The following is a 19,697-nucleotide window of genomic DNA, read 5'->3' on the forward strand; positions in this document are numbered from 1 at the left end:
CTGCGCCGGCTCAGCCGCCCGGCGGCCCCTCGACCACCGGGTGCACGCTGCCGGCGGCGCTCAGCGCCCGGTGCAGCGCCAGCTCGGCGGTCGGCCCCTCGGTGAGCAGGATGCCGGTGCAGCCGCGCTGGTCGTCGGTGGTCACCACCGCGTCGCCCGGCGCCATCGTCGGGTACCAGCGCGGCTCGCCCGGGAAGGCGGCCAGGCCGGCCAGCCCCGTCCAGCCGGTCAGCGTCCCGGTGCGCGGGGCGTAGCGGAGCACGAAGCCGCTGGCCGGCCCGGTGCCCGGCGGCGCGGCCAGCAGCGCCGGGCGGCGACCGAGCGCCACGTCGATCTCGGCCGCGTACACGTCGTCGCCGAACCGCCGGCGGAGCGCCTCCCCGACGAGCGCCCCGCCGATCCGGCGGTTGATCTCGACCAGCTCGGGACCGTCGGCGGTGTACACGAACTCGGTGTGCGCGAAGCCCCGTTGGTGCCCCACCGCGGCCAGCAGCCCACCCACCCAGCGCTCCAACAGCGCCAGTTGGGCATCCGGGAACGCCACCGGGAAGGCCGCGGCCTCCTCCCGGACGGCCGGCTCCGGCGACATCTGCCGGCTGCAGACGCCCAGCAGCCGCGTCTCGCCGTCCCAGCTGAGCGTCTCCGCGCTGTAGAGCGGGCCGCTCAGCAGCGGCTCGACCAGCAGCTCCCCCTTCAGCGCGGTCCGCCCGGCCGCCGCCAGGGCGGCCGCGAGGGCCGGCTCGTCGCGCACCAGCCACACGCCGCGCGAGGAGGTGCCGGCGGTGTCCTTCAGCACCGCCGGCAGCCCCACGGCCCGGGCCAGCCCGGCGGCCGCGGCCGGGTCCGGGGCGCCGACCCGGTGCGCCCGCAGCCGGCTCAGGCCCCGCTCCCGCAGGCGCTCGCGGACCAGCCGCTTGTCCCGCACCAGCCGTACCGCCGCCGGGTCCGGGCCCGGCAGCCCGAGCCGCGCGGCCACCTCGGCCGCCGTGACGCCGAAGGTGTCCGTGCCGTTGATCAGCCCGCCCAGCTCGGGCACCGCCGCCAGCGCGGCGGCACAGGCGGCGGCGTCCAGCGTGTCGATGTCGACGAGGTCCAGCGCGTCCGGCGCCAGCCGGGCCAGCTCGTGCCGGTAGACGGCGCGGTCCCGGGTCAGCAGGCACAGCCGGTGCCCGCGCCGCCCGGCGGCCCGCACCAGGTCGCCGAGGCCGAAGGTGAGCAACTCCATTGCGGCGACAGTCATTTCGGGCTCTCCTGACGGGCGGCCGGCGACGGCGGGACGGGGTGGTCGTGGCGCCGACGCCGCCACTCCATGACGGACCAGGGCGGCACCAGGTCCGCCAGGTCGGTGATCTGGTGCGGCTTCAGCGTCCGGTGGTCCGGGAACTCCCGGTGCCGGGCGAACGCCTGCTCGCTGTACCGGTGGCCGGTGTCCGGGCCGATGACCAGGAAGGTCTGCTCGGGGTGGCGCGCGGCCTCCCAGCTGGCGGCGAGGTAGGCCGCGCCGGTGGACAGGCCGGCGAAGACGGCGTGGTCCCGCAGCAGGCCGACGGCCCCCGCGGTGGCGTGCCGGAAGTCCACCCAGTGCACGGTGTCGTACAGCTCGTGCCGCACGTTGCCGAACGGGATGGCGCTGCCGATCCCGGCGATGATCGCCTCCGGGTCCTGGAACCGGTCGCTGCCGAAGGTGACGCTGCCGAACGGCTGGAGGCCGATCAGCCGCACCGCCACGCCCCGTTGGCGCAGCGGCAGCACCAGGCCGGCGGTGGACGCGCCGGTGCCGATCGCCCCGACCACCGTCAACTCCCGCCCCGGCAGCGCGGCGGCCACCAGGTCGGCGAACTCCCGGTAGCCGGTGTAGTGGACGGCGTCGTGGTACTGCCGCATCCAGTGCAGGCCGGGCCGCTCGACCAGCAGGTCACGGACCCGCCGCACCCGGCGTTCCTGGTCCAGCCGCAGGTCGTCGGAGGGCGGCATCTGGTCGACGGTGGCGCCCAGCACCTCCAACTGGGTGCGGAGCGTGGCGTCAACCGTGGTGGAGGCGACGATGTGGCAGCGCAGGCCGTAGCGGTGGCAGGCCATCGCCAGGGCCAGCGCGTAGATGCCGCTCGAACTGTCGATCACGGTCTGCCCCGGGGCGATGGTGCCGCGCTCCAGCAGCGTGCGGACCGCGCCGAGCGCCGCGTAGACCTTCAGCGTCTCGAACCTGGCCAGCACCGTGTGCGGGGCGAGCCGGACCAGGTCGGGCGCCTTGACGGCGTCGGTGATGTGCCCGTGCACGGGCACCGCGCGATCGGGGGCACCGGCCTGGGGACGCTCGCCCGATCGGGCTGCGGACGGGTCAACGGACGGCCTCCCGGGGCCGGTTGGGGACATGGCGGTCACCGGCCGGTGGGCCGGACGCCCCGGACGATCAACCGGCGCGCGTGCTGGTCGTACGGCGCGCCGTCGAACCCGCCGAAGCACTCCACGTCGGTGAACCCGGCCTCCTCGAACAGCGCGCACAGCTCGGCGCCGCTGTACAGCCAGCAGGTGATCGACGCCTCCCGGGCGTTGCCGTCCCGCACCAGCGTCCAGTCGGTGCGCAGCCGGCGCCAGCCGTCCAGCACGGTGTCCCGCTGGACCACGTACCCGTCGTCCAGCTCGACGAGTTGGGGCCGGCCGATCCAGCCGGCCAGCACCTCCTTGCCCAGCACGTCGACCACCAGCCGGCCGCCCGGCGCCAGCGACTCGAACGCGTTGCGCAGCACCCGTGCGTTGTCCGCCGGCCGGTCGAAATAGCCCCAGGAGGTGAAGAGGTTGAGCACCACGTCATAGCCGCCGGGCTCCACATGGGTGAGCATGTCGGCCCGGACCAGGCGGACCGGTAATCCGGCGTCGGCGACGACTTTCCGTGCCCGGTCCAGCATGTGCGGACTCAAATCAACTCCGGTCACCGCATAGCCCTGTTGGGCGAGCGGAACCAGAAACAGCCCGGGGCCGCAGCAGAGATCGAGCACCCGCGCCCGCGCACCGAACGCCAGCAGCGGCGAATCCGCCACCAGGCGGGCCACCTCGTCCCGTCTCCGTGCGGAGAACATGGTGTCGGAGAAGTCCGACCAGAACGCCTCGTCCTCGTACCACTGCATGTCGTCGTCACCTCGCTGAGGGGAGCCGCGCGGGACGGAGAACACCGCGCACGATGCGCGCATTCCCTTTTCCCGATGACCCGGGAATGCGGTCCGCCGGGCAGTGCCATGCTGCCCGCCGGCCAGCCCGGCAAACTCGGTAAACGTCAGCCGAATTACCGCCGGGCATACGGGAACTGACGGCTACTCATATCCGACTGGTAAAGGGGATTTCCGCGGCGTATTCCGGCTCCCGCTGACTGCTTCGGATTCCCCGCCGGCCACCGGGAACCAACCGGGGTCGCCGTCCGACCCGTGCTACGAGACCCGGAGCACACCCGCGTCCGGCCGGCGTGTCGCTCGCGTCGTCGGAGCAGACCCCCGGAGGTCACCTCATGGTCCGGTGGACGAGGAACGCGCCGGGTCGCCCCGCCCGGCCCGTGCGGCCGGCCGCCCGCCAGCCGTTCACCGGCAGCCAACGCGCCCTGCTGGCCGCCGGGTTGCTGGTCAACGTCGGCACCTTCGCGGTCTACCCGTATCTGGCCGTGCTGCTCCGCGACCGGCTGGGCGTCGGCCTGGCCCAGGTGGGCCTGGTGCTGGGCGCCGCCACCCTGGTGCAGTTCGCCAGCGCGCCCCTGACCGCCGTCTTCGCCGAACGGGTCGGCCTCAAGCGCGCCCTGTCGCTCGCCGCCTGGCTGTACTGCCTCGGCGCGCTCACCTACCTGGCAGGCGCGGGCAGTCCGGCGCTGACCGTGCTCGGCCTGTTCCTCAGCTGCGCCGCCGGGGCGCTCTACTCGCCGGCGTTCCGCGGCTACCTGGTGCACGGGGCGCCGCCCGGGCGGCGCCCGCGCCTGGTGTCGGCCGGCAACGCCGCCGGCACCCTCGGCATCGCCCTCGGCCCTGTGGTGGGTGCGTTCCTCCTCGACCAGCCGGGCCGGCTGTTCGCCGGCACCGCGGTGCTCTACGCCCTGCTGGCGGCCGGGCACCTCCTCCTCCGCCCGGAACCCCGCCCGGAACCCCGCCCGGAACCACTGCCGGGATCACGCCCGGGACCGCCGTCGGAGCCACGCCGGGAGCCGCGCCCGGCCGCGCCCGAACCACCTGACCGGAGCCCTCCGTTGGACCGGCCGGCGGGGAACGTCGGCCGGCCGGAGCCGTTCCGGCGGGTGCCGCACGGGATCGCCGGGCTGCCCTTCGCGGTGACCGTGCTCACCCACTACCTGTACATGCAGTTCTACCAGTACCTGTCGGTGTACGCCGAAGGCCGGCTGGCCGCCCCGGCGTTGGGCGCGGTCATGATGGGGTACGCGCTCGGGCTGGCGCTGGTCCAGCCGCTCGCGGCCGGCTGGATCGGCCGGCTGCGCTACCCGACCGCGCTGGCGGTCGGCTTCCCCTGCATGGCCGTCGGCATGCTGGCCATCGCCACCGGCCGGCCGGCGGGCTTCGCGGCCGGCGCCGTCGCGATGAGCGTCGGCAACGCCGTGCTGTTCCTGAAGAACGACCTGGAGGCGCTGGCGGCCGGCCGCCGCTCGCCGACCGTGGTCTTCGGCCAGCAACGGCTGGCGGTCGGCCTCGGGGCGCTGCTCAGCGGGGCGGTCGGCGGCCGGCTCTACGCGACGCTGGAACAGGCGGCCGCGCCGCCCGTGTTCTGGCTGCTGGCCGCCGCCCAGTGCCTGCTGCTCCCGCCGCTCCTGCTCGCCGCCGCCCGCCGCCAGCGCCGCACCGCCCCCCACTGAACCGGCACCGCCGGCCACCCGACCAGCGGACGCGCGCAGCGGCCGGGCTCAGCGGCCGAGCCCGGGCCGGCGGTAGCCGGGCGGGGTGGGGCCGACCTCGACGCGGTTCTCGTCCAGGCCGTTGACGATCCGCAGGCGGCCGCCGCCGAAGCGGAACTCCACCGCCACCGTGCCGGCCGCCGCGTCCCGTTCCGCCGACCGCCACTCCAGCAGCGCCACCTCCCGCAGCCGGTCGCCGACGAACGGGTCGAGACGCTCGTCGTGGTGCGCCCAGCGCGGCGTGCGCCCGAGCCACTCCCAGCCGGTGAGCGGCGAGGTGGTGTCGATCGTGTCCCAGCCGAGGGAGAGTTCGGCCAGCCCCCAGTGGCACACCTCCACCCGGACGCCGTCGAAGTCCAGCACCACCGGGCAGTCGGCGAACCACTCCCCGTCCTCGGCGAACCGCACCACCGCGCACCCCGTCAGCCGCCGACCGGCCAGCGCCGCCAGGCGGGCGCCGTGCGCCCGCCGCACCGCGTCGACCCCGACCAGGAACGACGGCCGGAAACCGGAGATCCCCAGGTCCATGCCGCTCAAGTCTGCCGGCTCCGGCCCCGCCCGTCGGCTCCGGCCCCCGACCGGGGCCGTCGGTCAGGCCGCCGGCTTCTCGTAGACGGTCACGTGGCCGCCCTCGGCGGTGAACGGCTCCCGGCGCCAGCCGCCCCACCGGTGGCGGCGTTCCAGCCCGGCCAGCCGGGCCATCAGGTCCAGCTCCGCCGGCCAGGCGTACCGCATGGACGCCGGCGCCATCCGGACGCCGCCGTTGGTGAGCAGCACGTGGTGCCCGTCGAATCGCTGCTCGACCGGATCGTGCCGGACGGCGACCAGCCGCACCCGGTCCAGTCCCACCTGGTGCACCTCCAGGTTCTGGTTCCGGGTGTAGCGCCCCACGTCCGGCATCGGGCACTCCAGCACGAACCGGCCGCCGGGCAGCAGCCGCCGGGCGACGTTGGCGAAGCACCGCACCTGCTCCTCCTGGGTGAGCAGGAAGAAGAAGGTGGAGAAGACCACGAACACCAGGGCGAAGTCGGCGTCGGTCGCCGGCTCCACGTCCGCCATGTCGCCGATGGTGACCGGGATCAACTCGCCGCCCGGCTTGGCCCGCATCCGCTCCACCATCGCCGGCGAGGCGTCGATGCCGTGCAGTTCGACGCCCCTGGCGGCCAGCGGGATCGTCACCCGGCCGGTGCCCACCGCCAGTTCGAGCACCGGCCCCGCCGGGCCCTCCCCGGCCAGCGCGGCCAGGCACGCGACCGCCTCCCCGGGGTCCAGTCCGGCATGCCACTCGTCGTACACGTCGGCGTTCAACTCGCCGTAGGTCTCGGGTCCTTGGTCCTGTGTCACGCGTCCTCCACGAGGGATCGGTAACGCCGGCGTCGGTGCCCGCCGGGCCACACCACGGGCACCCACCCCACAGGTCGGCCCGCCACCCCCCGAAGTTCCCGGCCCCGCGGGCCGGCTCAGCTGCCTCAGCCGACGGACTGGGCCGCGTAGAGCGCGCCGACGGCGGCGGCGAGGGCGCCCAGCAGCAGCCTGAGGAACCGTTCCGGCAGCCGGGGTTGGAGCCGGGCGCCGAGATAGCCGCCGACCAGCCCGCCCAGGCCGCAGGCCGTCCCCAGCGGCCAGTCCGGCGCGGCCTGCCCCTGGCCGGCCAGCGCCAACGCCGCGTAGCCGGCGGCGCCGACCACCGAGGTCAGGAACGTGGCGGCGAGCGCCGCCGGCGCGACCCTGGCCAGCGGCAGCCCGCGCCCGACCAGGATCGGGCCGAGCAGCGAACCGCCGCCGATCCCGTAGACCCCGCCAACGGTGCCGACCAGCACGGCCAGCCCGGTGATGACCCGCGGCGACGGCGGGGTCGGCGCCCGCCCGGGCGCCCGCCGCAGCGTGCGCGCGACCAGCCACAGGCCCAGCGGCAGCAGCAGCGCCGCGACCAGCACCCGGAAGACCGCCGGCCCCGGCACGGCGAAGACCCGCAGCAGCACCCCGAGCAGCACGCCCGGCAGGGTGCCCGCGAGCAGCAGCCGGGTCAACGGGCCGGTCAGCTCCCCGCCGTGCCGGTAGCGCAGCAGCGCCCCCGGGCCGGCGACGACGTTGTACAGCAGGTTCGTCGGGGTGACCGCCGGGCTGGGCACGCCCAGCAGGCTCAGCTGCACCGGCAGCAGGAAGACCGCCCCGGAGACCCCGACCGGCGCGGTCACCACGGCGATCAGCCCACCGGCGGCGAAGCCGGCCAGCCCCGTTCCCCACTCCACCGCGCCCCTCCCACCTGGTGGCCCGCCGCCCGACCGCCCGCCCCAGTATGCGGCCCGCCCGACGGCGGCGTGCCCCGTGGCGGCCCGGTCAGGCCGGGTGCCGGCCGGCGTCGGGCCGGGCGTGGTCGGGCCGGGCGGGTGCGGCCGGGTGGCGGGCCGCCCAGGCGGTGAGGCCGGTGAGTTGGGCGTACAGCTCGCGCGCCTGCTCGGTCGCGGTGTACTCGACCTTGGGTGGCACCGTCGGGTACACCGTGCGGGTCAGCAGCCCGTTCGCCTCCAGGTCACGCAAGGTCAGGGTGAGGATCCGCCGGCTGATCCCGGGCAGCGCCCGTTCGAGCGCGGCGAACCGGACGGGGCCGCGGGTGGTCTCGCTCAGCACGCCCAGGCTCCACTTGCCGCTCACCCGGCCCAACACGTCGAGCATGACGCAGACTTCGCGCTCCTCGACGCCTTCCGTCCGACATGCGGTGGTACGTGACATAAATGTGCCTCCTTCCGTTGTGTGGCGTTCCCTCCGAGGATGGAACCCGTGCACCGGCTCCGCGACGGGCGGGCCCGGCCGCGTGGGAACGCCCCGCGCGCGACAGGACACGGAGGACCACCCATGAGCAACACCAGCGGCCCGGCGGAACCTTCCCCACCGGTGAAACTCGACGCCACCGTGCGCGAGTTGGTCGAAGGCCGGAACTTCGCGGTGGTGGCGACGCTGAACCCGGACGGCGGCCCCCAGACCTCCGTCGTCTGGGTCGGGATCGAGCGGGACGCCGTCGTCTTCTCCACCACCGCCGGGCGCCGGAAGGCGCGCAACCTGGCCCGTGACCCGCGCGTCAGCCTGACCGTCTACGACCGGGCCAACCCCTACCGGTCGGTGGAGATCCGGGGCACGGCCGAACTGCTGCCCGACCCCGACAAGGCCCTGCCCCGCCGACTCTCCCAGCGGTACCTCGGCGAGGACCCGCCCCCCGAACCGGCCGACGTCGTCCGCCTGGTCGTGCGCGTCACCGCGCGCAAGGTCATTGCCATATCCCTCTAAGACAAGCTGCTGCCCGCGCGTCCCGCCCCCGCGCCCGCCAGGAGTACCCGGGCGGGCGCGGAGCGAGCCGGCGGTGAGCCGAACGGTCGGCCGACGCGCGGCCCGACGGTCAGCCCGCCGGGGCCTCGCGGACCGCCGCCGGCCCGGTGATCCGCCAGGCGACGGCGCCCGCCGCCACCAGGCCGGCGACGGCCAGCAGACTGCTGGCGAGGAACGGGTCCGCCCCGTGCACGGCCGGCGCGAAGCCGACGCCGACGTAGAGCGAGACGCCCGTGGCACCGCCCAGCTGGTCGGCCGCCCGCTGCACGCCGGAGGCGATCCCCGCGTCCTCCTCGGTCACCCCGGTCACCGCGACGTACTGCAACCCGACGATCCCGAAGCCCATCCCGGCGGCGATCAGCACCATGGCCGGCACCAGCGCGACCCCGCCCGCCCCGACGCGGGCCACCAGCGCGATCACCGCCATCGCCAGCGCGGTGCAGCCGACCCCGACCAGCACACAGGCCCGCGCCCCCCACCGCCCGAGCAGCCGTGGGACCAGCACCGAGGCGCCGATCAGCGACACCGCCAGCGGCAGCATCGTCAGACCGGCAAGCAGCGGGCCGGCGCCCGAGCGTTCCTGCAGGTAGTAGGCGAACAGCAGGAACGAGGTGGACAGCGCCGCGCTCAGCAGCGCGGTGGCGAGGTTGGCCAGCACCCGCGGCCGGTTGCGGAAGAACCGCGGCGGCACCAGCGGGCTCGCCGCCCGCCGCTCGACCCGGACGAACAGCACGCCGGCCACCACCGCGCCGACCAGCGCCACCGGCGGCAGCCAGGGCAGCGTGCCCTCCGCCTCGCCCGCCTCGACGACGCCGAGCGTGAACAGGAACGGGGCCGCGACCAGCAGCAGCGAACCCGGCAGGTCCAACGGCGCCCCGGCGGCCGGGCGTTCACCCGGCACCAGGACGGCCGCCGCCACCAGCACCACTAGGATGAACGGCACCGAGACCAGGAAGATCCAACGCCAGCCGAGCAGTTCGGTGATGACCCCGGACAGCACGAAGCCGAGGACCAGGCCACAGCTCGCGACGGCCGCCCACACGCTCAGCGCCCGCGACCGGCGCGGCCCCTCCGGGAACAGCAGCACGATCACCGCCATCGCCGCCGGCAGCGCGATCGCCTCGCCGACGCCCTGCAACAGCCGCGCCGCCACCAGCACGGCGAACGTCGGCGCCACCCCCGCCAGCAGCGACGCCGCGCCGAACAGCGCGGTACCCAGCAGCAGGACGCGGCGCCGCCCCAGCACGTCGCCCAGCCGGCCGCCGAGCATCAGCAGCCCGCCGCCGGTGATCGTGTACCCGACCACCACCCAGGTCAGCGCGTGACCCGCCACCCCGAAGTCGTCACCGACCGAGGGCAGCGCGACATTGACCACGGTCACGTCGACCGCGATGAGGAACTGCAGCATGGCCATGCAGGACAGCGTCAGCCACGCGCGCGCCGGGGACGCCGTGTCCCCGCGCGAAGGGAGAATGCCTGAAAACACCGGGTGCTCCGTTGCTCAGAAAGGGAGTTCCGAGCAGCACGAACGTGCCGCTCCGGTCAACACGGAGCGGCGGAACGTTCAGACGTTCAACAGAGAGTGAGACGAACGCTCCGCCGCTAGCGGAGCGTCCTCGTCACCGCGGCGCAGGCGGCCGCGCACGAAGCACCGGACATGCCGACCATGCTACCCACACCGCCGCCCCGCCCCGCCCGCTACCCGGGCTGCTCCGCGCCGTCCGCCGAAGTGACGCTCACCGTCAGCTCGTTGGCGCCGTTGAAGACGAGTCGGTGGCTGCCCCCGTCGGGTCCGGCGTGGGTGGGCTGGACGTCGGTCTTCCGGCGGTCGGCGGTGTCGCCGGCGATCCGGGCCAGCGGCGCGTCGGGCTGCCCCTCGGGGGTGGTGAGGTGCAGGGTCCAGGTGCCGGGGTGCAGGCCCTGGCAGTCGAGGGTGGCCAGCAGCGCCCCGCCGGCGCCGGCGGCCGTGCCGGGCCCGGGGGAGACCGTCAACGGCCGTTCCCGGCCGGCCTGGTCGCGGGCGACCACGCCGGCGTCCGCCACCGGCGGGACGCTGACCACGGTGAGGGTGGCGGCGCCGGCGGTGCTGCGGATCTCGGTGACCTCGGCGTGCTGGGCGCGCTGCCAGACCCGGAGGGTCAGGTTGCCGTCCTTGGTCGGGTAGGGGATCCACCCGGTGACGCCCCGGGCCGTGGCCAGCGGAGCCGCGTGGACCAGGGCCGCGGTCTCGACGAGGCGTGCGGCGATCCGCACCGGCTTGGTCCCGTCGCCGGCGTCGAGGAAGGCGTCCCAGCGGCCCTCGGCCAGCTGGTGGTCGGCCCGCCGGAGGGTGGCCCGGCCGTGGCGGTCCAGGGGCACCCGGACGGTGCGCCGGCGCGGGTCCTTGCGCAGGCGGAACAGCAGCTCGCCGCGCGCCGGGGTGTCGAGGGCGACGGCCAGCCCGCCGTCGCCGGCCGCCGTGGCGTGGGCGGCGGGCCGCGGCGGCTCCGGCGCCGCCTCGGTCGCGGAGCCGGCGCCGGCCGCCCCGGCTGGCTCGCCGCTCCGGCCGCCGAACAGGCCACGGAGGCGGGCCAGGCCACGGGGGCGCGGGGCCAGGCGCGCGACGAGGTCCTCGAACTGCGCGGCGATCACGTCGGGCGAGTAACGCCGGGCGGTGGCCAGCGCGTTGTCGGCGAGCCGGCGGCGCAGCGCCTCGTCCTTGAGCAGGGTGCGCAGCCCGGCGGCGATCTCCGGCACCGGGTCGTCGTCGTGCGGCACCAGGTACCCGTCGTGGCGGTGGGTGATGAGCTCGGCCGGGCCGTGCGGGCAGTCGGTGGACAGGACCGGCACCCCGCAGGCCATCGCCTCGACGATGGTGAGGCCGAAGGACTCCCACTGGGAGGTGACGGCGGCGACGGCGCCCTTGGCCCACTCGGTCTCGATGGGGCTGACGGCGCCCATCAGCCGGGCCCGGTCGGACAGGCCCCGCTCCTCGATCCGGGCGCGGAGCGCGGGCCGGGCGGGGCCACGCCCGTAGACGCGCAGGCGCCAGTCGGGGAACTCGTCGGTGAGCAGCGCGAAGGCGTCGATGAGCCGGTCGTAGCGCTTGGTCTCGACCAGCCGGCCGGCGGCCACGATGGTGCGGGAGTCGCCGGTGGCCGGCGCGGTGTGGGGGAGGGGCGAGCAGTTGGGCAGCCGCTCGATGACGGTCCCGGCCTCGGGGAGGGCCTGGCGGTAGGCGACGGCGTCGGCCTGGGAGACCGGCGTGAAGGCGTCCAGCCGGGGGACGGCCGCCAGCCGGAGCGCCTGCCCCTCGGGCGGGCGGGTGGCCAGCGGCGCGTGCTCCTGGCCGAGGCGCAGGTAGCGGCGCTGGCCCCAGTGGCCGAGATAGACGCTGAGCGTGGGCCGGGTGGCGACCACGACGTCGGCCGTCAGGTCGGCGAGGTGCTGGCGCATCCGCTGGTCGCTGAGCAGCGAGACGCCGTCCTGCCAGGCCGGCAACAGCTCGCTCGGCTTGCCGGCGGCCGGCGCCTCGGCGTCCGGGGAGCCGTCCCGCTGGTCGATGAGTGTCTCGATCGGCACCCGCGGATCGAAGGCGAAGCTGGTGGTGTCGCGGTGCCGGTAGAGGCTGGTGACGGCCACGGTGTGGCCGCGGGCGGCCAGTCCGGCCGAGAGGTTGGCGACCGACCGGATGGTGCCGCCGATGCCGTAGGCATTGTTCAACAGGAACACGATCTTCACAGGAGACCCCCCACAGGTCACATGGCTCCGCGTTCCCCCACGCGAGAGCCACCCTTTGTTCGACAGTTGGCCATAATGCCACGCGCTGTGACGGCAGGTCAGCGCAACGCGTCGAACACGCCATTCGACGTTGCCTCGTTGCGGTCGCGCGGGGACGCTGGAGTGCGTAGGGTGCCCGTCAACTCCCTTGATCAACAGTCTTCTTGGGTCCGGTGATCCGATCGGGATCACGATCGCGAACGAGCCGATCCCGCCGCGCCGGTGGCGTGAAATGACCGTTCACCCGGCTTTGCGCCATGTCGAGCGCCACGCCCCGGGGGCCTCCGTCAGCCATCGGGGGTGTGCGACGTGTGGAGGGGCTCCACGCCTCCGGGCTAGGCTCAGCCGATGAGAAGGATCAGCGACGCGGAGCTGCGCGGAAAGCGACAGGAGTACCTCGCTCAGATCCTGGTGAGTGACGAAGAAGTCCAGCGACTGGGAGGCGGGCCTCCTGACCGGGTGGTGGACGGCCTGGGGGCCAGGCTCTCCACCCCCGTGCGGCTGGAGACGGGCGTCATCGCCGTCCTGGCCCGCCACGAGGTGCACCCCCCGGTTCCGGGCTACATCATGACCGCGGTCTCGGAACTACCGGGCGAGGAGATCGTCGAACAGTTCCTCAGGGAATCAGGGCTGCCCGCGTCAGCCGTGCTACGCCCAACCGCGGACTGAACGGTGCCGCACTCGCCCGCCCGCACCCCGGCAGCCCGCCGCCGTGGCGGTGTCGCGCACGGCGCGTTCGAAGGGGACTACATGAGTGGGAAGTCAGACGACGCTCAGGCCCTGACCGGCCTGATCCGCTGGGAAGCGCCGCTGGGGGAGCTGATCGAGGCGGCGAACAGGTGTGATCGCCGGACGGTGCCCGCGGCGCTCTTGTGCCGTAGCGCGGTGCGAGATGTGCTGCGGCGCTGCGTCTCGGGCGATCTCGCCCTGGCGGAACTTCCGCACTGGGCGTTCTCGGTGCACATGATGGAGAGCGTTGAGATCGTCGAGGGCGACCTCGACCTGTTGTCGCGGTTTCTCGTCGAGGTGTCGAGCCCGGAGCTTTTCGGACCGGTGACGAAGGACGTCTGCGAGCAGTGGTCACAGCGCATGGCCGCGTGAGCCGGCCAGGAGGCGGGGCGGACTCGCGGGGCGGCGCTGTCCCAGGAAGGCGTGACGGGAGGGATGGGCGCCGGGGGTGGACCGTGGTGTAGTGCGTGGGTCGGTGTGGTGGCCGGCGGTGACGCCGGGCCGGCGGTGGTCAGCCGAAGACCAGCTCGGTGTTTCGCCGCAGGCAGTGCCGGATGACGGTGACCAGCTCGCGGGTGTCGGCGACCCGTCGCGCGAACTCGGGGTCGTCGTCCTCGGGGGGCGGCCCCGTACTGATCGCCTCCAACCGGGGGAGCATCGCGGCACATTGGGCGACTGTCAGGACGCCGTCGTCGTCCGGGTGGTCGAGCAGTGGCGTCAGCGGGCTGGTGACGGTGCTCCACGTGCGGTCGCCGCCGAAGCCCCGCATCTCGCTGAGGGTGAGGCCCTCCGCCCGGGCCAGCCACGCGCGGTACATGTGGAAGCCGCTGTGGGACCAGGAGACGTCCGGGCCGGTCGGGTCGTCCCCGGCGAAGAGCACGAGCCCCATCCGTCCTCCTCAACTCGCCGACCGCCAGGATAGGCGCCGGCGCCGGGCGTCAGTCCAGGCGGACGTGGGCCGCCACCGGCAGGTGGTCGCTGCCGGTGGCGGGCAGGGCGCTGATCTGCGGGACGGTCGCCGAGCGGGTCATCACCTGGTCGATCCGGGCTACTGGGAAGGCCGTGGGGAAGCTGAACGCGAAGCCGCGTTCCGGCACGTTCAACTGGCCGGTCAGCGGGGCCAGCCCGCGGTCGTCGACGGTGCCGTTGAGGTCGCCCAGCAGGATCACGGTGCTCAGCTCCTCGGCGGCGATGGCCCGGCCCAGCAGCTCCGCGCTCTCGTCGCGCCAGGCGGCGGCGAAGCCACCGGCCCGGACGCGGACCGAGGGCAGGTGCGCGACATACGCCGCGATCTCGCCGTGCGGCGTGTGGACCACGGCCCGCAGCCCGCGGCTCCAGTACCCCTCGACCGCGCCCGGCCTGATGTCCACCGCCCGCGCGTCCGTCAGCGGGTGCTTCGACCAGAGCCCGACGGTGCCCCGGACCTCGTGGTGCGGGTACCGCGCGGCCAGCGCCTCCCGGTAGGCCGGCAGCGCCGTGGGCAGCAGCTCCTGCAGCGCGATCAGATCGGGCTCGGCCTCGGCCAGGGCGCGGGCGGTGCCCGCCGGGTCGGCGTTCTCGTCGCTCACGTTGTGCTGCACCACGACCAGGTCCGGCTCGCCGGCGTCCGCCTGGAACAGCCCGCCGAAGAGCCAGCTCCAGGCGACCGCCGGCAGCAGCAGGGCCAGCAGCGCGGTGGCCGACCGCCGCAGCAGCGCCAGGCCGAGCAGCAGCACGACCACCAGGCCGAGCCAGGGCAGGAAGGACTCCAGCAGACTCCCCAGCCCGCCGGGCGAGTTGGGCACCAGCCGGGGGAACGCCAGCAGCACCCCGGTCACCACCGCGAGCGCCCCGAGCACCCGCCCCCTGGCCCAGGCCGACCGGCCGCGCCCGTCCTCGCCCCAGCAGCGCGCCACCCACCGGCGCACCGCCCGCACCGCACCCGAGACCGCCGCACCGGCGCCTGCCCGCGTCTCGTCCGCCACGCCCGCCCCTTCCTGAGCCCTCGCCCTCTCGGACGAACCGGCGGAGCGATCCGTGCCCGGCGGGCGTGGGGAGGTGTGCCGCGGGGTCAGAGCGCGACCGCGTGCAGCACGAAGTGCTCCATCCGGTACACGTCCCGGACGGTGTAGTAGACGGTGCCGTCGGCGATGACCGGCTCGGTGACGGACTCCGAGTCGGCGACCGCGGTGAACGTCCAGCGCTCGCGGCCGGTTTCGGCGTCCAAGGCGTGCAGGGTGTTCTCCAGGGTGGCGAGGCAGACGGTGCCCTCGCCGACGGCCGGGTCGAGATACACGCTGGTGCCGAGTGGGTAGCCCCACCGCCGCTCCCCGCTGGCGGCGTCCACCGCGTGCAGCTGGTCGCTGAAGTCGTGCACGTAGACGGTGCCGTCGGCGACGACCGGCCCGGAGGGTTGGCCTTCACCGGCGGGATAGGCCCAACGTCGCTCCCCACTGACGGTGCCGACGGCGTACACCTGGCCGTTGCCGCAGGAGAAGTAGACGGTGTCGCCGGCGACCGCGGCCGGGGAGAAGACGCGGTAGCCGCTCTCGGCGAGGTGGGTCCAGCGTTCCCGCCCGGTCGCGGCGTCCACCGCGTGCAGCGTCCCGTCGTCGGCGCCCAGGTAGACCGTACCGTCGGCGATCACCGGCGGGGGCGCGGGGACCGAGCCGTCCTCCCAGGGGTAGCGGTAGGACCAGCGCCGTTCGCCGCTGGCGGCGTCCACGGCGTGCAGTCGGCCCAGGCCGCCGCCCACGTAGACCGTGTCGCCGGCCACCGCCGGGCCGGTCGCCGGCGCCTGGTCGTCGGTGAACCGCCAGCGCCGCTGCCCGTCGGCGGCGTCCAGGGCGTACAGCGCGTCGTCCCGCGCGGTCAGGTAGACGGTGCCGTCCGCGACCGCGGGGCGGCGCACCCTGGCCTCCGACGGGAAGAACCAGCGGGTCGTGCCGTCCGTGGTGTTGAGCGCGTACAGGCCGGTGGTGCCTTCCGTCAGGCCGTGCGTCGCGTACTGGTAGAGGACGCCGTCGGCGACGGTCGCCGTGTCCATCGCCACGAAGTCGGTGACGGACCAGCGCTCGGTGCCGCTCCCCACGCGGGGCGCGAGATGACCGCCGCCCGAGCCGCCCGGCGCCTGGTCGCCGCCCCCGCCGATGAGCCGCCAGCCGGTGAACGCGACGCCCGCCGTGCCCAGCGCCGCGGCGGCGGCCAGGAGCTGGCGGCGGGACCGGGCGGGGGCGGCGGCCGGCGGGGTCGGCTGCGGCGGGCTCGGCGGTGGCGGGGGAGTGGCCCCGAGGGCCCCCGGCGCCGGGGAACGCGGCGGCTCGACGGCGGTCGGCGGGTGCGCGCCCACGCCCCCGCCGCCCGGGCTGCCGGCGCCGGCCGTCACCACCTCGCCCGCGCCGCCGCCCGCGGTCGGCACCGGTCCGCCGTCGGCCGGACGCCGCTCCCGCAGCGCCGCCGCCACCGCCGGCGGCAGCCAGCCGTACCCGGCGCGGGAGCCCGGCGCCGCCCACTCCTCCGCGCGGAGCGCCTCGGACAGCTCCGCCAACAGCGCCGCCGGGCTGGGCCGGTCGGCCGGCTCCTTGGCCAGGCAACGAGCCACCAACGAACGCAGCACCGGAGCCAGTTGGCCCAGCTCCGGCTCCTCGTGCACGGTGCGGTAGTACAGGATGTGCGCGGCCCCGGTGCCGAACGGGCCGGCGCCGGTGGCGGCGAAGGCCAGTACCCCGCCCAGCGCGAACACGTCACTGGCCGGGCCGGCCCGTTCGCCGGTGCGCAGCTGCTCCGGGGCCATGAAGCCGGGGGTGCCGACGGCCACCCCCGTCCGGGTGAGCCCGCCCAGCTCGTCGGTGACGGAGATCCCGAAGTCGATGACGCGCGGACCGTCCGGGGCCAGCAGCACGTTCGACGGTTTGAGGTCCCGGTGGACCACGCCGGCGCCGTGGATCGCCTCCAACGCCTCGACCAGACCGGCTCCGAGCGCCAGCACGGCCGGCTCGGGCCATGGGCCGAGCCCGGCGATCGCCTGCCCCAGCGACATCCCCGGCACGTACTCGGTGGCCAGCCACGCGGGGGAGCCCGCCGGGTCGGCGTCGACCACCGAGGCGGTGAAGATGCCGGTGACCCGGCGAGCGGCCGTCACCTCGCTGGCGAAGCGTTCCCGGAAGCCGGCGTCCTCGGCCAGCTCGGCGCGCACCACCTTCACCGCCAGCTCCCGGCCGCCGGGCGACCGTGCCAGGAAGACCTGCCCCATGCCGCCGGCACCGAGCCGGGCCAGCAGCCGGTACCGGCCCACCTGGCGCGGGTCGCCCGCCTCCAGCTCCGTGAACATCGCCCCGCCTTCCGCTCGTTGCCCCGCCACGACGGCCCCGACGCTCCGCCACGACGGCCCCGGCGCCCGGTTCCGCCCGCCAGGTCGCCCCGCCCCGTCCCCGTCGGAAGAAGCGCGAGGTCACCGCACCCTACCGAGTGCCGGCCGGACGGCCCGGGCCGGCCCGGCGGGCGTCCCGGACCGCCGCTTCTCGCCGCCTACGCCCGGCCGATCGACTCCGGTGCGCCGAGGGGTAGTTGCCGCTTCGAGGAGACGAGCGGCGCGTTCCGCCGTGCCACGCCCCGCCGGCCGGCGGTCACCTGCCGGCGTGCAGCAGGACCAGGCCGCTGAGGTTGATGAGGTTGTGCAGCACGATGGCCGGCCAGACGCTGTCGGCCCGCTCCCGCAGCCAGCAGAACAGCACGCCGGCGGCCGTGCTGGTCACGACGAGGCCGGGGTCCAACACCAGGCCGTCCGCCGGGTCGAGCAGCACGCCGTGCCCCAGCCCGAAGAGCAGACTGGTCAGGACCATGGCCCAACTGATGGGCAGGCCGAGCGGGTTGCCGCCCGCCGGCAGCGCCGCGGCGATCAGCGCCCACAACACCCCGCGGAAGAACAGCTCCTCCCAAAGGCCGGGCATCAGCGCGGAGTTGAGGAAGGTCTCGGCGTCGGGCGCCCGCTCGTCGCCCATCGGGCCGACCGCCAACTGCACCGCCACGGCACCGCCGATGGCCCAGGCCACCAGCGGCCAGGAGCCGGGCCGGGGCCGCCGCAACCCCACGTCGCGCGCGGTGAGCAGCGGGTGCCGGGCGAGGAGCAGGCCGCACAGGCCCAGCGCCAGCAGCTGCCCCTGCCAGTTCCGTTCCAGCTCCGCGAACGGCCCGAGCCGGGGCAGCCGGGTCAGCACGACCACCGCCAGGTAACTCCCGGCCGCCACCGCGAGCAGCGCCGCGCCCCGCCGGCCCCCGAACACCGTTTCCGGCGCGGCGTCCGGTCGCCGCCGCCGCGTCCACCAGAGGACCGGGCCGCACACCACGGCGACGAGCGCGAGATGGGACACCCCCGTGACCAGGGCCGCCAGGACGGCGTTCACGGCATCGCCGCCCCGCGCCCACCGGGCCACGGAACGTCGGCACCCGGCACGCGCGTCCCCGGCACGCGCGCCCCCCGGAAGCCGGACCGCGTGCCGCCGCGCACTGCGGCATCACGCGGCGGAAGGCCGGGCGACCCGGCCGTGGGCGGGGCCGGTTGGCCGGCCTGCCAAAAATTTGGTCGCATAACCAGGAAAATACCAGGGCGAACGGGCCACCCATCCCGCCGGGTCGCGGACCACGGGCCCGTTCCGCCCCCGTGGGCTCCCTAGACTGGGTGCTCGGCAGCGAGAAGGGGACACGACGAAGGGGACGGGATTGCCGAGCAGAGCGCGGACGGAGCGACGCGGCGGGCAGACGTTCATCGAGGCCGCCCGGCGGGACCAGATCGTCGCCGGCGCCATCGCGGTGCTCGCCGAGGAGGGCTACGGCGGCGCCTCGTTCGCCCGGATCGCCCGCCGTGTCGGGATCAGCCCGGGGCTGATCTCCTACCACTTCGCCAACAAGGAGGACCTGGTGGGCGCGGTGGTCGCCCAGGTCACCGAGGCGTTGGAGGCGGCGATCGCCGACCGCACGGGGGCGGCGAGCGACCACCACGCGGCGCTGCGCGCCATGGTCGAGGCCCAGGTGGAGTTCTTCGCCGCGCACCCCAGCGAGGTGAACGCCCTCGGCACGATCAGGAACAACGCCCGGGACACCGCGACGGGCGCCAAGGCGGCGCTCGCCCACCGGGCCGCCGCGACCGCCCGACTGGAGCGGTTCTTCCGGGACGGGCAGGCCGCCGGCGACTTCGCGCCCGGTGACGCCCGGCTGCTGGCCGTCACCACGATCGGTGCCCTGGAGGCCGTCCCGCTGGAGCTGGCCACCCGGCCGGAGACCGACCCCGCCCACTACGGACGGGAGTTGGCCACCCTGCTGGCGCGGACGGCGGGTGCCGGCGCGGGAGGGGTCCCGAACGGTGTCGGGTTCCATGGCGGCCATGATGCGTAAACCGTCATCCGCCGCGGTCGTCGCCGTCGCCCTCGTCCTCGGCGCCCTCACCTCCTGCGCCGGTGACTCCGACCCGGCGGACTCCGCCCGCCCCGCGCCCACCGAAGCGGACCCCGGCCAGGACCAAGACCAGGACCAAGACCAGGACGCGGACCCCGGAACCGATCCGGACCCCGATGCCGAGACCGATGCCGAGACGGAGGCCGACGCGTCCCCGCCCGCGCCGCCGACCGGGCCGTGCGCCGAGGGCTCGTGCGAGGTCGAGGTCGCGGTGGGGGACGTCCTGGAGGTGCCGGAGAGCTACGGCCTCGGCCCGATCGAGGTGATCGCGATCGGCGGCGGCGAGGTCGAGATGGCCGCGCCGCTGACCGGCTCGGGCTACAGCGTGGCCGGCTGTTCCGGCGGTGGGGGCGTCTCCTCGGCGGGCGGCGGTGGCGTCGGCCTGAGCTGTGCCGAAGGCGTCGTCGCGACCATCAACGACGCCATGAGCCTGGAGGTCGTCGAAACCTCCGACGCCGCCGCCGTCCTCCGCATCGAACCCGCCAACTGAGCCCGCCACCAGCCCCGTTGCACGGGCCGTCGGCAACCCCCGGCGTGGCGCACCGCCTTGACGTGGGACGCTTCGGCGACCGACCCT

At 75.3% G+C, this 19,697-nt stretch carries 19 protein-coding genes; 6 read left to right on the plus strand and 13 right to left on the minus strand.

The window, feature by feature from the left end; translation table 11 throughout:
* Window positions 1–10: 10 nt before the first annotated feature.
* Genes RM844_RS06015 through RM844_RS06025 form a run of 3 tightly spaced genes read right to left on the minus strand, consistent with a single transcriptional unit; the run spans window position 11 to window position 3,125 of the window.
* Window positions 11–1,240, minus strand: coding sequence for an ATP-grasp domain-containing protein (locus RM844_RS06015; RefSeq protein WP_311665604.1), 1,230 nt, complete (start codon window positions 1,238–1,240; stop codon window positions 11–13).
* Window positions 1,237–2,373 carry a pyridoxal-phosphate dependent enzyme gene (locus tag RM844_RS06020; protein WP_394814447.1) on the minus strand — a complete coding sequence of 379 codons (1,137 nt, stop codon included), beginning with the start codon at window positions 2,371–2,373 and terminating at the stop codon, window positions 1,237–1,239. Before RM844_RS06020 ends, RM844_RS06015 begins: the two co-directional genes overlap by 4 nt.
* 5 nt (window positions 2,374–2,378) lie before the next feature.
* Window positions 2,379–3,125, minus strand: coding sequence for a class I SAM-dependent methyltransferase (locus RM844_RS06025; protein ID WP_311665608.1), 747 nt, complete (start codon window positions 3,123–3,125; stop codon window positions 2,379–2,381).
* Window positions 3,126–3,499: 374 nt separating this feature from the next.
* Here RM844_RS06025 and RM844_RS06030 point away from each other — a divergent pair, with 374 nt between their 5' ends.
* Window positions 3,500–4,840: an MFS transporter gene (locus tag RM844_RS06030; RefSeq protein WP_311665610.1), complete on the plus strand. Its 1,341-nt coding sequence runs from the start codon at window positions 3,500–3,502 to the stop codon at window positions 4,838–4,840.
* A gap of 48 nt (window positions 4,841–4,888) precedes the next feature.
* On the opposite strand, the gene RM844_RS06035 is transcribed toward RM844_RS06030, so the two are convergent.
* The 4 genes from RM844_RS06035 to RM844_RS06050 all read right to left on the minus strand — a co-directional run bounded on the left by RM844_RS06035 (window position 4,889) and on the right by RM844_RS06050 (window position 7,612).
* On the minus strand, window positions 4,889–5,407 hold the full coding sequence (locus tag RM844_RS06035; protein ID WP_311665612.1) for a hypothetical protein: 519 nt from the start codon (window positions 5,405–5,407) through the stop codon (window positions 4,889–4,891).
* 63 nt (window positions 5,408–5,470) lie between these two features.
* Window positions 5,471–6,223 carry a class I SAM-dependent DNA methyltransferase gene (locus RM844_RS06040; RefSeq protein WP_311665614.1) on the minus strand — a complete coding sequence of 251 codons (753 nt, stop codon included), beginning with the start codon at window positions 6,221–6,223 and terminating at the stop codon, window positions 5,471–5,473.
* A gap of 125 nt (window positions 6,224–6,348) precedes the next feature.
* Complete coding sequence (locus tag RM844_RS06045; RefSeq protein ID WP_311665616.1) at window positions 6,349–7,131, minus strand: TSUP family transporter; 783 nt, start codon at window positions 7,129–7,131, stop codon at window positions 6,349–6,351.
* 88 nt (window positions 7,132–7,219) lie between these two features.
* Window positions 7,220–7,612 (minus strand): winged helix-turn-helix transcriptional regulator, encoded by a 393-nt coding sequence (locus tag RM844_RS06050; RefSeq protein ID WP_311665618.1) that lies wholly within the window; start codon window positions 7,610–7,612, stop codon window positions 7,220–7,222.
* Window positions 7,613–7,735: 123 nt separating this feature from the next.
* Here RM844_RS06050 and RM844_RS06055 point away from each other — a divergent pair, with 123 nt between their 5' ends.
* Window positions 7,736–8,164, plus strand: coding sequence for a PPOX class F420-dependent oxidoreductase (locus RM844_RS06055; protein ID WP_311665620.1), 429 nt, complete (start codon window positions 7,736–7,738; stop codon window positions 8,162–8,164).
* Window positions 8,165–8,273: 109 nt separating this feature from the next.
* Here RM844_RS06055 and RM844_RS06060 read toward each other — a convergent pair whose 3' ends face one another.
* A complete protein-coding gene (locus tag RM844_RS06060; RefSeq protein WP_311665622.1) occupies window positions 8,274–9,617 on the minus strand; it encodes an MFS transporter in 1,344 nt (447 codons plus the stop codon).
* Between the two features lie 284 nt (window positions 9,618–9,901).
* Complete coding sequence (locus RM844_RS06065; protein ID WP_311665624.1) at window positions 9,902–11,923, minus strand: glycosyltransferase family 4 protein; 2,022 nt, start codon at window positions 11,921–11,923, stop codon at window positions 9,902–9,904.
* A 387-nt stretch (window positions 11,924–12,310) separates the two neighbouring features.
* Between RM844_RS06065 and RM844_RS06070 the strand changes: the two genes are divergently transcribed.
* Window positions 12,311–12,631 carry a hypothetical protein gene (locus tag RM844_RS06070; RefSeq protein WP_311665625.1) on the plus strand — a complete coding sequence of 107 codons (321 nt, stop codon included), beginning with the start codon at window positions 12,311–12,313 and terminating at the stop codon, window positions 12,629–12,631.
* Window positions 12,632–12,712: 81 nt separating this feature from the next.
* Entirely contained in the window at window positions 12,713–13,063 is a 351-nt protein-coding gene (locus RM844_RS06075; RefSeq protein ID WP_311665627.1) for a hypothetical protein, read from the plus strand.
* A gap of 139 nt (window positions 13,064–13,202) precedes the next feature.
* On the opposite strand, the gene RM844_RS06080 is transcribed toward RM844_RS06075, so the two are convergent.
* The 4 genes from RM844_RS06080 to RM844_RS06095 all read right to left on the minus strand — a co-directional run bounded on the left by RM844_RS06080 (window position 13,203) and on the right by RM844_RS06095 (window position 18,072).
* Complete coding sequence (locus tag RM844_RS06080) at window positions 13,203–13,580, minus strand: hypothetical protein (RefSeq protein WP_311665629.1); 378 nt, start codon at window positions 13,578–13,580, stop codon at window positions 13,203–13,205.
* A 49-nt stretch (window positions 13,581–13,629) separates the two neighbouring features.
* Window positions 13,630–14,655: an endonuclease/exonuclease/phosphatase family protein gene (locus RM844_RS06085; protein WP_394814448.1), complete on the minus strand. Its 1,026-nt coding sequence runs from the start codon at window positions 14,653–14,655 to the stop codon at window positions 13,630–13,632.
* Between the two features lie 86 nt (window positions 14,656–14,741).
* Window positions 14,742–17,000, minus strand: a complete 2,259-nt coding sequence (locus RM844_RS06090) for a serine/threonine-protein kinase (protein ID WP_311665631.1) — start codon at window positions 16,998–17,000, stop codon at window positions 14,742–14,744.
* A 295-nt stretch (window positions 17,001–17,295) separates the two neighbouring features.
* A complete protein-coding gene (locus RM844_RS06095; RefSeq protein WP_311665633.1) occupies window positions 17,296–18,072 on the minus strand; it encodes a CPBP family intramembrane glutamic endopeptidase in 777 nt (258 codons plus the stop codon).
* A gap of 316 nt (window positions 18,073–18,388) precedes the next feature.
* Here RM844_RS06095 and RM844_RS06100 point away from each other — a divergent pair, with 316 nt between their 5' ends.
* Together RM844_RS06100 and RM844_RS06105 are read left to right on the plus strand one after the other, a co-directional pair.
* Window positions 18,389–19,060 carry a TetR/AcrR family transcriptional regulator gene (locus RM844_RS06100; RefSeq protein WP_311665635.1) on the plus strand — a complete coding sequence of 224 codons (672 nt, stop codon included), beginning with the start codon at window positions 18,389–18,391 and terminating at the stop codon, window positions 19,058–19,060.
* A complete protein-coding gene (locus tag RM844_RS06105; RefSeq protein ID WP_311665637.1) occupies window positions 19,050–19,610 on the plus strand; it encodes a hypothetical protein in 561 nt (186 codons plus the stop codon). The genes RM844_RS06100 and RM844_RS06105 overlap by 11 nt, the downstream gene beginning before the upstream one ends.
* Window positions 19,611–19,697: the final 87 nt, after the last annotated feature.

This window comes from Streptomyces chisholmiae (assembly GCF_031845445.1).
Lineage (GTDB): Bacteria > Actinomycetota > Actinomycetes > Streptomycetales > Streptomycetaceae > Streptomyces > Streptomyces chisholmiae.

Coding starts and splice junctions, on each gene's coding strand:
- RM844_RS06015 (WP_311665604.1), bottom strand. CDS start 1,240: ATGACTGTCGCCGCAATGGAGTTGCTCACCTTCGGCCTCGGCGACCTG.
- RM844_RS06020 (WP_394814447.1), bottom strand. CDS start 2,373: ATGTCCCCAACCGGCCCCGGGAGGCCGTCCGTTGACCCGTCCGCAGCC.
- RM844_RS06025 (WP_311665608.1), bottom strand. CDS start 3,125: ATGCAGTGGTACGAGGACGAGGCGTTCTGGTCGGACTTCTCCGACACC.
- RM844_RS06030 (WP_311665610.1), top strand. CDS start 3,500: ATGGTCCGGTGGACGAGGAACGCGCCGGGTCGCCCCGCCCGGCCCGTG.
- RM844_RS06035 (WP_311665612.1), bottom strand. CDS start 5,407: ATGGACCTGGGGATCTCCGGTTTCCGGCCGTCGTTCCTGGTCGGGGTC.
- RM844_RS06050 (WP_311665618.1), bottom strand. CDS start 7,612: ATGTCACGTACCACCGCATGTCGGACGGAAGGCGTCGAGGAGCGCGAA.
- RM844_RS06055 (WP_311665620.1), top strand. CDS start 7,736: ATGAGCAACACCAGCGGCCCGGCGGAACCTTCCCCACCGGTGAAACTC.
- RM844_RS06060 (WP_311665622.1), bottom strand. CDS start 9,617: ATGGCCATGCTGCAGTTCCTCATCGCGGTCGACGTGACCGTGGTCAAT.
- RM844_RS06070 (WP_311665625.1), top strand. CDS start 12,311: ATGAGAAGGATCAGCGACGCGGAGCTGCGCGGAAAGCGACAGGAGTAC.
- RM844_RS06075 (WP_311665627.1), top strand. CDS start 12,713: ATGAGTGGGAAGTCAGACGACGCTCAGGCCCTGACCGGCCTGATCCGC.
- RM844_RS06080 (WP_311665629.1), bottom strand. CDS start 13,580: ATGGGGCTCGTGCTCTTCGCCGGGGACGACCCGACCGGCCCGGACGTC.
- RM844_RS06090 (WP_311665631.1), bottom strand. CDS start 17,000: ATGTTCACGGAGCTGGAGGCGGGCGACCCGCGCCAGGTGGGCCGGTAC.
- RM844_RS06105 (WP_311665637.1), top strand. CDS start 19,050: ATGATGCGTAAACCGTCATCCGCCGCGGTCGTCGCCGTCGCCCTCGTC.